The sequence below is a fragment of the Paenibacillus sp. P4_A9 genome (assembly GCF_056402415.1).
This window is the reverse complement of sequence record NZ_JBFUHL010000037.1, coordinates 47,932-60,020: the sequence shown is the minus strand read 5'-3', so window position 1 is coordinate 60,020 and position 12,089 is coordinate 47,932. Positions and strand designations below refer to the sequence as shown.

Sequence of the window (12,089 nt, the reverse complement as noted above, 5' to 3'; positions counted from 1 at the left end):
CGCAGGCCCATCTTCAAGCCACAGATTGCTCCGTGTTTTATGATTCTCTCATGCGAGAAAACCAGTTATCCGGTCTTAGCTATCGTTTCCGATAGTTATCCCAGTCTTAAAGGCAGGTTACCTACGTGTTACTCACCCGTCCGCCGCTAGCTTATCCCGAAGGATAAACCCGCTCGACTTGCATGTATTAGGCACGCCGCCAGCGTTCGTCCTGAGCCAGGATCAAACTCTCCATAATAGTGGACGATTCCTCGTCCTATTTGAAAGCTTAATTGCTCATTTGCGTTGCTAGCGAGATTTTGCAATCTCTTTTTTGAACGATTTCTCGTTCGTGCTTACTCACTCGTTGTTCAGTTTTCAAAGATCAATTTCTTTCGTCTTTGTTCATCGTCCGTTTAGCGGCGACTTTTTAAATATATCACAGTGCCCACGAAGATTGCAAGTCTTTTTTTGAAATGTTTTTCGAAATACTGTTTAATTAGACTCACTCGCTTTGTTTCGAAGTGACGAGTTATAAAGTAACACAGGTAGAGAGGGTAAGTCAAGCACTTACCCCCTATTTCTTTTGAGCTTGGTAATTACGGTTTCTCGCATATTTCGATATTTCCTTCGGTGTTGCTAGGCGAGCATACATCCGGAAGATGACTTTATACCTGGATTCTATAGCTCCCTTTATCTCTTGATCAATCCTCTTATCATTGAGATCGAATAACATTTCATCTAATTCTTTACGCAGTACATAGTCCAATTCTCTGCATTCTCTCTCATTGAACAAAAATCCGAGCATACATCCATCCAAACCCCTCTCGACTGTAGAGATTCATGGCACTAACAGTTCGTTAGGCAGACATGTAGGGCCAAACACACCCTTTTCATTTCCGCCTTATTGTTATGCTCAGATTTTCCCAGTTTTATGACAGAGGGTTGAAAATATTTTACAAATGTACCAACCAGTAAGTAAGCGTACTTTCTATAATAGCTGCTACAAAAAGCAAAATGACAATAACTACGCTTAGCGGCTTCGATAGTTGTAGTATTCTTTTGAATTCAATTCCAGCACTTCTCTTCTCTGCCGGCACTAAAAGTTGAATTCCCATTTTCCAAACTAGCATCCCTAACTTCAGTCCATATGCACATGCCAGTAAAATGACTGGAATCTCAATGATACCATGTGGCAATATACCCTTTAGGACTATGGTTATGGTACTTTCATTCTCCTGTAAGGAGAGTACATAGCCTAGAATCATCCCATTTGCGATTAACATAAAGAGAGGAAGAACACCAAGGAGTATTCCACTGAAAACAACAAGAACGGTCTTAATCGCATTATTCAAAAAGATAAAAAAGAACAGCCAAACCTGGGGATTCTCTTTGCTGCTTATTGATTTAATCAGAGGCCGGAGCCCTTCTAACTGCTTTTCCAAAAAATGTGTAAATTGTTCTGAATTCGCCCATCCCATATAAAAGCTAAAACCAAAAACTAGAACAACCACAATAAAGTAATGCTTCATTTCTTTAAAATGTCTAAGTAATGCCTGTAAATTCATTCTCTATTTCCTCCAATTTCGGAAGCATAAGTGCTATGAGTACGAGCATACATTATTTACTAGAGGGTATACAAGCTTTCAACTGCCTGACATAGAGGAGGTACAAGCTAATCATGAACTACTTTTTTGTAATCAACGCACGTAAATTCAAACAATACTTATTTATTGCTCTTGCCATTATCTTCTCCGCGGCCATTGTATATTCCGAACAGAGTAACGTATCCGTCTTTATGAACTCTGAACCTTCGGCTATTTACAGCGTGCAAACCGAAAAGAAGGTTATAGCCCTAACCTTTGATATCTCTTGGGGGGATACTCGTGCTGAACCCATCTTGAAAATTCTTAAAGACAATGGTGTTAAAGATGCGACGTTTTTCTTATCATCTCCTTGGAGCAAGAGTCATCCTAATATTGTTGCACATATCAAAAGTAATGGCTTCGAAATTGGTAGTCACGGGAATAAATTCGACAATTACAGTACGCTTAGCGATGAGGAAATCCGCAACCAAATTTCTACAGCCCATGGGATTTTAACTGAATTAATTGGAAAAGAACCTAATCTCATTCGTTTACCTAATGGTGATTTCGACAAACGCGTGTTACGAATTGCTGATGATCTCGGCTACTCAGTTATCCAGTGGGATACAGACTCTCAGGATTGGCTTAATAAAGGGGTCGACACTATAGTTAACCGCGTTGTTAGCAAAGCGCACCCTGGAGATATCGTCTTGCTACATGCAAGTGATTCTTCTCAACAAACACATGAGGCATTGCCCGAGATTATTGAGCAATTACGAGCAAAAGGGTATCAATTTGTGAGTGTGAGTGAACTCATTAAACAAACGCAAGTTGATACAACTCCCGTTGAGGATCAAGCCATGAAACAAGTTCACTAATTTAAACGAATAGATTTGAAAAAAGAGCTAATTGAATTAGCTCTTTTTGTTGTCCAATATTTTATGTAAGGTCAGAATTTGCCATGCATTACTTACGAGTAAAGGCGCCAACATAAATATAGTTGAAGCTGCCATATCCAATTTCAAAGCAGGTACAGCTTCTAGGATAGATACGGCAAACATAAAAAACAAGGTTGGAACAAATGCATTACGATTAGTTAGCTTCGACTTCCAATAGCTCACTGCTATCGAAATTATTAAAAGTATAATTGGTAAAATGAAGTAGCTACTCATGGTTTCTGAATTCTTAGAATTAGTGATTCTCAGAAATACAAGCTCAAATAACACAAAAATAATGATGGCAATTTGAATAAGCTCAAATATTGTCTTAGATCGAACAAAACCAACTGCTATAAATCTAACGATTAAGTATGCAAAAAATCCCATTTGGCTAAATACACTTATTAATGCGCCACATAGGAGCATATTGAACACATTAAACCCAACGCCAGATATGCCCATCACAGAAAACTCTTTGTCAGAAAATTGAAGAATAAGTCCCATTACTATTGAAGCTACTGAACCAAATACCAATGTTGTCCAAATTAAGTGAAACCATTTACGCAATGTCACGTTCAATTACCTCCACACATCAACTCTAATTGTTAATTGTACCAACCTTTGTGATAAAAAGCCAATATTGACCCCTTATATTCTGACCCTAACCACACATACTATGACTATTAAAGTTAAGGGAAGGGAGCATGTAGTTATGTTTAAAACAAGACTTAGAAAGCTTCAGGTCCTACCGGTCATTTCATTAGCTTTACTTCTTGCTTCATGCGGAACTGATAACTCGTCACAAGGCCAGTCACAAGCCAATACGTATAAAGAGCAGAAAACAATGATCCTCGATATCCTTAAATCAGATGACGGTAAGAAAGCTATCAGTGCTGCAAATCGAAGTATTATGAATGGCGAAGTTGGCACGAATAGCGTTGCAGGGCAATCCCAAATCAAACTATTATCCGCCAATGAATCCCTCCAACTCCAGATGGCTGTGAAGGATGTTCTAACCGCTAAGGAAAATAATATGTTTTTGGCTGACATGATGAAGGATCCTAAGTTCGCGGGTGACTTTGCTACTGCGATTCAAAAGGATACTAAACAGATGTTCAAAGAATTGCTGAAGGATCCTGCTTACCAAAAATCTCTAATTGATGTCATGAAAAATCCTGATTACGAGAAGATGGTTCTTGATGTCATGAAAACAGCGCCTTACCGTCAGCAAATGATGACAGTTATGGAAGAATCCATCCAGAGCCCACTGTTTCGGGCACAAATGGTCGAATTACTTAAGGCCGCTATCGCTCAGCAAAGCAAGCCTGATCAAATGCCTTCCGCAAAAAGCGCAGAAAAGAGTGAAGATAAAGCCAAGGAAGGGGAGAAAAAAGAAGAGGGCGGGGATGAAAAGAAGAAGGACGATTCCTCAGGAGATGACTCCGAAAAAAAAGATGAAGAGAAAAAAGATAGCGGTTCTGACTCTGGTTCATAAAAAAAAGGAAGAGATTGCAGAATTCTCTGCACCCTCTTCCTTTTCTCATTTTTCAAGCTTCGCAATCATTCTATCTGCTATATCTAAATAGATTTGCCCTGCTTTCGAATCTGCCTTATACACCGATGGTGAGTAATCTTTTTCAGAAATATGATTATCCGGAGCCCCCAAAGGGATTTGTGCTAATAGCTCGCTATGTAAATCTTCTGCAAGCTTAGCTCCGCCACCTTTACCAAAAATGTAATCAACGCTACCGTCCTTACCCTCATAATAGGACATGTTCTCAACGATACCCAAAATTTCATGATTCGTTTGAATCGCCATTGCACCTGCTCTAGCAGCTACAAAGGCAGCTGTTGCATGCGGAGTCGTGACAATGACCTCTTTACTTTGCGGGATGAGCTGATGCACATCTAGCGCGACATCCCCCGTTCCTGGAGGAAGGTCTAGCAGGATGTATTCAACATCTCCCCAATTTACTTCGTTGAAGAAGTTGCGCAGCATTTTACCCAACATCGGTCCACGCCATACAACAGGTGCATTGTCTTGAACAAAGAACCCCATCGAAATAACTTTTACTCCGAATTTCTCAACAGGAATAATCACATTTTCAACGAGCTGAGGTTGTTCTTCAATCCCCATCATATCCGGAATACTAAAACCATAAATATCCGCATCGATGATCCCAACCTTTTTCCCCTTACGAGCTAGAGCAACTGCTAGATTAACAGTGACGGTCGATTTACCAACGCCACCCTTACCACTCGCAACGGCGATAAACTCAACGGTAGAGGATTGTCCAAGAATCGGCTTCTGGATTGGTGGTTGAACAGGCTTTGGCGGATTTAGTGGATCCGACTGCTGTGAAGTCCCTTCTAATCGACTACGTTCATGGTCCGTTATCAATCTAAAACGAATATGAACTTGTGGTACTCCTATATTTGCTAAAGATTGTTGAATGCATGCTTTGGCTTGCTCCTTGAATCCTTCATCTTCTGTTAAAACAATTAAGCTTAAGGATACGGCTTCTTCCTTCACCATTACATCACGAATCAAATTTAATTCTACTACGCTTTTATTGAACTGAGGTTCTATTAACGTGTTCAACGCTTCTAGGATTTGATCTTTATGTACCATAGCCACATCACACCTTTATTGGGACATTGTATTCGCGGCTTTAATTATAACACATTATGAAGCGGAACCCACTTTTTCTCCTGCAAAATATCTCAAAATCCCTTGATATACGGATGCAGCCAACATCTTCTGATAATTCTCATCTGCGAGTAATTTCGCTTCTTCCGGATTTGAAAGAAAGCCTACCTCAACGAGTGCGCTCGGGATTTTCAAAGTTTTTAACAAATACACCGTCTTATCCGCTAATTTCGCTTCACGATCCGTGTTCTCTAAATTCCGCTTTAATTCGGCCTGAATGAGAGCCGCAAGGTTAGGATTAGCCGGATTGTTCAAATAATAGAATGTTTGTGCTCCTCTCCATTTCTCAGAAGGTATGCTGTTCAAATGGATACTCAAAAACATATCGGCATTATTGTCTTGTATCAAGTCCGCGCGGTTGTGGAGATCCTGCGTTTTCCTTCTGCTATAGCCTTTAGTACCCGACTCAGCCAAATCTGTATCCGTTTCTCTAGTCAGAACTACGACTGCACCAGCTTGTTGTAAATAATCGCGCAGCCGCAAGGTGATCGCCAAATTAATATCCTTCTCAATGACACCATCCTTGCTCTCTGCTCCACCATCCGGCCCTCCGTGACCCGCATCTAGCGCTATTGTCTTACCTGATAGAGGGAGCGTCCAATCTGACCACGTCTTCGTTGTAGGGAGCTCGTACGCATAAATAAAAACAACCAATGCAACCAATAAGGCAGAGAGCATTAGTTTTAGACTACTGTGAAAGGTCAGCCATACCACCAACCTCTTCTTCCTTTTACGCATAAAAAATCCACCTCTGTTCCCCTATAGACTCTGTAACATCTATATGGGACAGGGTGGACAAATATACCAGACTACATCTTATATTCAGGGTCTCTTAAACCGATGAGCTTTGTCATGTGGACATATTTTGCTTGAAACCAAGTTACCACACTTCGAACAGAAGAAGCTGTGTTCAAAGAATAACGGCGATATTCCCATTTCTTCAGAACTCTTGTGCTTCATACGTGCCGTATTAGTTCCCAACGCCTGCGTGATCGCGTCCTACTATGAAATGCGTGTAACCATAGTTTCTACATACAACCGCATGTAGAATCGCCTCACGAGGGCCTGCATTACGCATAGCAGTTGGATAAACACCTCGGAAAGTGCGATCCTTCGGATAATAATTTTCTAATAGCACATGATAACTTTTCATACGTACATCAGCGGAAATATCATCGCATTTCGTTTCACCAACAAGCGAAATTAAGAATAGAGCATCCACGATTTCCATTGCTGATTTATAAATATATTCATGTGTTCTACTGGCACTAGGCGGCTAATAAGCTCTCCACCATGTTGTATGATTGTTGTCATCACAATATTCTAAGACTGAACCGTCCCCAACTTATTTATGGAGACCACATTCTGTTTTCTCGATACTTGCCCAACGACCAGCACGAGGGTCTTCACCATCAGCTACTTGGCGTGTGCAATGCGTGCAGCCGATACTAGGGTAGTTACGGTCATGAAGTGGGTTGTAGATCACATCGTTGTCGCGAATATATTGCCATACATCTTCAGATGTCCAACCTGCTAGTGGATTGAATTTGATTAGGCCAAATTTCACATCATACTCCACTTTTTTAGCATTAGCGCGAGTAGGCGCTTGATCGCGGCGAATGCCGGTAATCCATGCATCATAGTTTCTAAGAATGTCAGTCAACGGATCAACTTTACGAATGTTACAGCATTGGTTCGCATCACTCTTCCAAAGCTCATCGCCAAATTTCTCAGCTTGCTCTTCAAGCGTAAGCTTAGGCAATACTTGAACAAATTTCGTACCGTAATGTTTCTCTAGTCGTTCTTTCGTTTCATACGTTTCATCAAAGTGCACATTCGTATCCAGGTAGAAAATATCAACATTCGGGTTAATCTTCTGAAGCATGTCGACAAGCACCACATCTTCAGCACCAAAACTACAAGCTAGGGTTAAACTTCCGAACGTATCTACGGCTAATTTCAATATGGCTTCAGGCGATTGATTTTCAAATTCTTCTGCAGCTTTCGTAACAAATGCTTCTTTTTCAAATAGATTCATCGTAAGATTCCTCCAATAGTCACTAATCCCGACTGATATTGTATGATTTATATTTTCATTATATCCGACTTCTAGAAGGTGTCAATGACTTTTTATCATTTTGGTATTAACTTATTTTCTAAGGTCACAATTGGTCTATTTTAAAATAAAAAAAGAAAAACCTTCCCAGCCATAAGCCGAAAAGGTTTTTCTTGAGTGCCCAGAGGCACAAGATCTTAACGTTTGGAGAATTGAGGAGCACGACGTGCTGCTTTCAATCCGTATTTTTTACGCTCTTTCATACGGGAATCACGTGTTAGGAATCCAGCTTTTTTCAAGGATCCACGGTATTCCGGATCAGCTTTCAACAATGCACGGGAGATACCGTGTCGAATTGCTCCAGCTTGTCCGCTGATGCCGCCGCCATTTGCAAGAACTAGAACATCGTATTGACCGATAGTTTCAGTTAGAGCAAGTGGTTGTTTAACAATTAGCTTCAATGTTTCTAGACCGAAATACTCATCTAGATCACGTTTATTGATGATGATGCGTCCTTCACCCGGTATTAAGCGAACACGCGCTACCGAATGTTTACGACGACCCGTTCCATAATATTGAACTTGTGCCACGAAACGTTCCTCCTTATATTAACCGCGAAGATTCCAGACTTCTGGTAGTTGTGCTTGGTGCGGATGCTCTGCTCCACCGTAGACTTTAAGCTTAGTTTTCAAGCTGTCGCCTAGACGGTTCTTAGGAAGCATACCATGAACTGCAAATTCGATCATACGATCAGGCTTAGTGTTAAGTAGGTCCYGAGCGGAAGTCACTTTCAAACCACCTTGGTACAAAGAGTGACGGTAGTACATTTTGTTTTGCATTTTCTTACCAGTAAGCTTAATTTGGGAAGCATTGATAACAACAACGAAATCACCAGTATCTACGTGTGGAGTGAACTCCGGTTTGTGCTTACCGCGGATAATGCTAGCAACTTCACTTGCAAGACGGCCAAGTGTTTGGCCTGCAGCGTCAACAATGTACCATTTACGCTCTACTTCATTTGGCTTAGCCATATATGTGGTGCGCATGCTTAATCCTCCTAAAAATATATCTGAAATACATAAGTTATAGTTGTTAATTTAACATAAGCGATGGATAGTTATGGTCATTTGTGATCAGGGGCTGTGGGTTAGCCGATCACCAAACGCCAAGTTATATTTTACACGATAATGTCTTAAGAATCAAGTAGTGATGACAACTTTTTAATAATCGACTTTCCACAAGGTTAATCCCATGGCTTCAGCTGTAGGACCCGCTTGGGATCGATCTCTGGCCTCGAGAACACGCAGCATGTCACTAGGTGGCCTCTTACCCTCGCCGATCTGTATCAACGTCCCTACGATGATCCTCACCATGTTATAAAGAAAACCATTCCCTGTTATGATCAAACGGATGCGTTCTACTTTATCTGTCGCCAACAACTTATCGGTTTCCGTCTCCATACGAACCTCATACAAGGTTCTCACTTTGATCTCCTTATCCGTTCTCACTGTGCAAAACGAAGTAAAATCATGCTCACCTAGCAAACAAGGGAGCGCCTCTCTCATGGCTTCCACATTTAAATGTGTGGGGTGATGATACTCGAAGTTGCGGTGAAAGACATCAGGGAAGCGCGCCGAACGAATCGTATAACAGTATGTCTTACGTTTCGCGGCTTTGCGAGAGTGAAAAGTAGGAATGACTTCTTCCGCCGTATGTGCGACGATGTCCCTGGGTAGTCTAGCATTTAGAGCTAAACACCAACGTTCCACTGGAATCTTTGAACTCGTTGTAAAATTAATAACCTGCGCTTTCGCATGAACACCGGCATCTGTACGCCCTGATGAAATGACTTTCACCGTCTCACCTGTCAACAGAAACACAGCCTGCTCTAACCGATATTGTACCGTGTCAGATCTAGGTTGTATCTGAAAACCAGAATAAGATGTGCCATCATAGCTTATGGTAAAACGTAGATTTCTCAAGGCTTGTTCCTCCATGAGTCATCCTTTCTACCTAGTCTGAGTTGCTCATGCAGCTCTCATCACTAGAATGCGATCCAAGACTGCAAAAAAAGGGCTTCACCAGAATCTAGTGATTCCGTCCACCCTTTCCCAACCGTCTTCTATGCGCGATCTACTAGTTCTAGGTAAACCATTGGTGCTGCGTCACCGCGGCGTGGTCCCAGTTTAAGGATACGAGTGTATCCGCCTGGACGCTCGGAATAACGTGGTGCCAATTCAGAGAATAGTTTTTGAATCGCATCTTGATTTTCGTTAGCAGCTTCTCTACGAACAAAAGCAGCAACCTGACGGCGTGCATGAAGATCTCCGCGTTTCGCAAGAGTAATTAACTTCTCAGCGATAGAACGAATTTCTTTAGCTTTTGCTTCTGTAGTTTGAATGCGCTCATGTATGAACAGATCCGTTACCAGATCACGAAATAATGCTTTACGATTACTGGAATCGCGGTTCAATTTTCTGTAGTTCATTGAGTTAACCTCCTTCTGACAAGATTATTCCTCGGTGCGTAGGCCCAGACCCAGCTCTTCGAGCTTCTCTTGAACTTCTTCAAGGGATTTGCGACCTAAGTTCCGAACTTTCATCATGTCTTCTTCTGTTTTGGTAATCAGCTCTTGTACGGTATTAATCCCTGCACGTTTGAGACAGTTGTAAGAGCGAACGGAAAGGTCTAGTTCTTCGATCGTCATCTCAAGAACTTTTTCTTTCTTATCTTCTTCTTTTTCAACCATAATCTCAGCGTCTTTTGCTTCATCCGTCAAACCGACGAACAAGAGCAAATGTTCAGTTAAGATTTTAGCGCCCAAGCTTACTGCTTCTTCTGGTCGAATACTTCCATCGGTCCACACTTCGAGAGTCAACTTATCATAGTTAGTCACTTGGCCGACGCGAGTATTCTCAATAGCGTAGTTTACCCGAGTAATAGGCGTGTAGATCGAATCAATTGGAATTACACCAATTGGTTGTTCTTCATGCTTATTTTTGTCTGATTGGACGTAACCGCGCCCTCTGCCCGCATGAATCCTCATGTGAAGACGTGCATCTGGAGACAAGGTAGCGATATGCAAATCCGGGTTAAGGATCTCAACATCGCTATCACCACGGATATCAGCCGCGGTAATATTACCTTCTCCTTCTGCATCAATTTCTAGCACTTTCTCCTCATCGGAGTGAATCTTCAACGATAGACCTTTCAGATTGAGGATAATTTCCGTTACATCCTCAAGCACGCCAGGAATCGTTGAAAATTCGTGCAAAACGCCATCGATTTGGACAGAGGTTACAGCTGCCCCCGGTAAAGAGGACAGTAAGATACGACGTAGTGAGTTTCCTAAGGTTGTTCCGTAGCCACGCTCCAACGGCTCAATGATAAATCTACCATAAGCGCCATCTTCACTTAATGCTACAGTTTCTATTTTTGGCTTTTCGATTTCGATCATGAAATGTACCCTCCATTCAATACGTCGGTTCCCTCTGGATACTTCGTTGAAAATTTCATAGTATGCCTATCCTTCAAACCATTATTCACGATTTTAGAATAATTATACTACAAAGTGATCCTGAATTATACGCGACGACGTTTTGGAGGACGGCAGCCATTATGAGGAACCGGCGTCACGTCTTTAATCAGGTTTACTTCAAGACCTGCTGCTTGCAAAGAGCGGATTGCTGCTTCGCGGCCAGCGCCTGGACCTTTAACCATAACTTCAACTGTTTTCAAGCCATGCTCCATTGCTGCTTTAGCTGCTTTTTCAGCTGCCATTTGTGCTGCGAAAGGAGTACTTTTACGGGAACCTTTGAATCCAAGGTTTCCTGAACTTGCCCAAGAAATTGCGTTACCATGCGGATCCGTGATCGTTACGATCGTGTTGTTAAATGTTGAACGGATGTGTGCTACACCGCTCTCAATATTTTTCCGGTCACGACGTTTCGTACGGACGACTTTTTTAGGTTTTGCCATTAGCTCTAACCCCCTTTATTATTTCTTCTTATTAGCTACTGTACGACGAGGACCTTTACGTGTACGAGCATTCGTTTTAGTACGTTGACCACGAACAGGAAGACCACGGCGGTGACGAAGACCACGGTAGGATCCGATTTCGATTAGACGTTTGATGTTAAGGGAAATTTCACGGCGAAGATCGCCTTCTACTTTAAGGGTTTTGTCAATTACATCACGGATTTTGCTCACTTCATCTTCAGTCAAGTCACGAACGCGAGTACTCGCATCGATCCCTGTGGAAGCAATGATTTTCTGAGCAGTTGTAGTGCCGATACCGAAAATGTAAGTCAACGCGATTACAACTCGTTTGTCACGAGGTAAGTCAACTCCAGCTAAACGTGCCATCTACAGAATGCACCTCCTTTTAACCTTGTTTTTGTTTGTGCTTTGGTGTTTCACAAATTACCATTACTTTGCCTTTACGGCGAATTACTTTACATTTCTCACAAATCGGTTTTACTGACGGTCTTACTTTCATTTTAAGCCCTCCTTTTAATCGTAAGCAACCATGTTGCGTTTTCGTTAGAAAACTTGCTTCGTAAGCATACGCCTTGAGAGAGTATTACTTCTAAGCCGAACATTTATTTAAAACGGTAGGTTATACGGCCTCTCGTCAAATCATAAGGCGATAATTCTACGGTAACCTTATCTCCAGGCAAAATGCGGATAAAATGCATTCTGATTTTCCCTGAAACATGGGCTAGGATTTTATGACCATTTTCCAATTCAACTTTAAACATTGCATTCGGAAGAGGTTCAATCACTGTACCTTCTACTTCAATTACATCTTCTTTGGCCAC

At 41.7% G+C, this 12,089-nt stretch carries 17 protein-coding genes, 1 rRNA gene and 1 pseudogene; 2 read left to right on the top strand and 17 right to left on the bottom strand.

The genetic code is table 11. The annotated features are described in order from the left end of the window. From AC1DVJ_RS21130 to AC1DVJ_RS21120, 3 genes are all read right to left on the bottom strand, one after another. A 16S ribosomal RNA gene (locus tag AC1DVJ_RS21130) occupies window positions 1–238 on the bottom strand; the annotation flags it as partial. Window positions 239–556: 318 nt separating this feature from the next. Then, the gene (locus tag AC1DVJ_RS21125; protein ID WP_056618222.1) at window positions 557–787 is read right to left on the bottom strand and encodes a hypothetical protein; all 231 of its coding nucleotides are present in this window, start codon (window positions 785–787) and stop codon (window positions 557–559) included. Window positions 788–935: 148 nt separating this feature from the next. After that, window positions 936–1,547 (bottom strand): stage II sporulation protein M, encoded by a 612-nt coding sequence (locus AC1DVJ_RS21120; RefSeq protein WP_477593150.1) that lies wholly within the window; start codon window positions 1,545–1,547, stop codon window positions 936–938. A gap of 113 nt (window positions 1,548–1,660) precedes the next feature. Here AC1DVJ_RS21120 and pdaB point away from each other — a divergent pair, with 113 nt between their 5' ends. Continuing rightward, window positions 1,661–2,443 carry a polysaccharide deacetylase family sporulation protein PdaB gene (pdaB, locus tag AC1DVJ_RS21115; RefSeq protein ID WP_477593149.1) on the top strand — a complete coding sequence of 261 codons (783 nt, stop codon included), beginning with the start codon at window positions 1,661–1,663 and terminating at the stop codon, window positions 2,441–2,443. A 36-nt stretch (window positions 2,444–2,479) separates the two neighbouring features. Here the strand turns inward: pdaB and AC1DVJ_RS21110 are convergent, their stop codons facing one another. Beyond that, entirely contained in the window at window positions 2,480–3,076 is a 597-nt protein-coding gene (locus AC1DVJ_RS21110) for a KinB-signaling pathway activation protein (RefSeq protein ID WP_477593148.1), read from the bottom strand. Window positions 3,077–3,215: 139 nt separating this feature from the next. On the opposite strand from AC1DVJ_RS21110, the gene gerD reads away from it, so the two are divergent. Then, complete coding sequence (gerD, locus tag AC1DVJ_RS21105; RefSeq protein WP_477593147.1) at window positions 3,216–3,998, top strand: spore germination lipoprotein GerD; 783 nt, start codon at window positions 3,216–3,218, stop codon at window positions 3,996–3,998. 45 nt (window positions 3,999–4,043) lie between these two features. Here the strand turns inward: gerD and AC1DVJ_RS21100 are convergent, their stop codons facing one another. From AC1DVJ_RS21100 to infA, 13 genes and pseudogenes are all read right to left on the bottom strand, one after another. Then, a complete protein-coding gene (locus tag AC1DVJ_RS21100) occupies window positions 4,044–5,135 on the bottom strand; it encodes an Mrp/NBP35 family ATP-binding protein (RefSeq protein WP_477593146.1) in 1,092 nt (363 codons plus the stop codon). 54 nt (window positions 5,136–5,189) lie between these two features. After that, complete coding sequence (gene cwlD, locus AC1DVJ_RS21095) at window positions 5,190–5,951, bottom strand: N-acetylmuramoyl-L-alanine amidase CwlD (RefSeq protein WP_477593145.1); 762 nt, start codon at window positions 5,949–5,951, stop codon at window positions 5,190–5,192. A gap of 105 nt (window positions 5,952–6,056) precedes the next feature. Beyond that, window positions 6,057–6,474, bottom strand: a pseudogene (sat, locus tag AC1DVJ_RS21090) (sulfate adenylyltransferase); the annotation flags it as partial. 84 nt (window positions 6,475–6,558) lie between these two features. Continuing rightward, window positions 6,559–7,251: a phosphoadenylyl-sulfate reductase gene (locus AC1DVJ_RS21085; RefSeq protein WP_477593144.1), complete on the bottom strand. Its 693-nt coding sequence runs from the start codon at window positions 7,249–7,251 to the stop codon at window positions 6,559–6,561. 215 nt (window positions 7,252–7,466) lie between these two features. After that, window positions 7,467–7,859 (bottom strand): 30S ribosomal protein S9, encoded by a 393-nt coding sequence (gene rpsI, locus AC1DVJ_RS21080; protein ID WP_028557465.1) that lies wholly within the window; start codon window positions 7,857–7,859, stop codon window positions 7,467–7,469. An 18-nt stretch (window positions 7,860–7,877) separates the two neighbouring features. Then, a complete protein-coding gene (gene rplM, locus AC1DVJ_RS21075; protein WP_477593143.1) occupies window positions 7,878–8,315 on the bottom strand; it encodes a 50S ribosomal protein L13 in 438 nt (145 codons plus the stop codon). 174 nt (window positions 8,316–8,489) lie between these two features. Further along, window positions 8,490–9,251: a tRNA pseudouridine(38-40) synthase TruA gene (gene truA / locus AC1DVJ_RS21070; RefSeq protein WP_477593142.1), complete on the bottom strand. Its 762-nt coding sequence runs from the start codon at window positions 9,249–9,251 to the stop codon at window positions 8,490–8,492. A 140-nt stretch (window positions 9,252–9,391) separates the two neighbouring features. Then, window positions 9,392–9,757 (bottom strand): 50S ribosomal protein L17, encoded by a 366-nt coding sequence (gene rplQ / locus AC1DVJ_RS21065; RefSeq protein WP_056618253.1) that lies wholly within the window; start codon window positions 9,755–9,757, stop codon window positions 9,392–9,394. Between the two features lie 24 nt (window positions 9,758–9,781). Next, window positions 9,782–10,726, bottom strand: a complete 945-nt coding sequence (locus tag AC1DVJ_RS21060; protein WP_056618255.1) for a DNA-directed RNA polymerase subunit alpha — start codon at window positions 10,724–10,726, stop codon at window positions 9,782–9,784. A 125-nt stretch (window positions 10,727–10,851) separates the two neighbouring features. After that, window positions 10,852–11,247 carry a 30S ribosomal protein S11 gene (gene rpsK, locus AC1DVJ_RS21055; protein ID WP_028557470.1) on the bottom strand — a complete coding sequence of 132 codons (396 nt, stop codon included), beginning with the start codon at window positions 11,245–11,247 and terminating at the stop codon, window positions 10,852–10,854. Window positions 11,248–11,265: 18 nt separating this feature from the next. Then, window positions 11,266–11,634 carry a 30S ribosomal protein S13 gene (gene rpsM, locus AC1DVJ_RS21050; protein ID WP_028557471.1) on the bottom strand — a complete coding sequence of 123 codons (369 nt, stop codon included), beginning with the start codon at window positions 11,632–11,634 and terminating at the stop codon, window positions 11,266–11,268. Window positions 11,635–11,653: 19 nt separating this feature from the next. Beyond that, the gene (gene rpmJ / locus AC1DVJ_RS21045) at window positions 11,654–11,767 is read right to left on the bottom strand and encodes a 50S ribosomal protein L36 (RefSeq protein WP_171632730.1); all 114 of its coding nucleotides are present in this window, start codon (window positions 11,765–11,767) and stop codon (window positions 11,654–11,656) included. 103 nt (window positions 11,768–11,870) lie between these two features. Continuing rightward, window positions 11,871–12,089 (bottom strand): translation initiation factor IF-1, encoded by a 219-nt coding sequence (gene infA, locus AC1DVJ_RS21040; RefSeq protein WP_009676800.1) that lies wholly within the window; start codon window positions 12,087–12,089, stop codon window positions 11,871–11,873.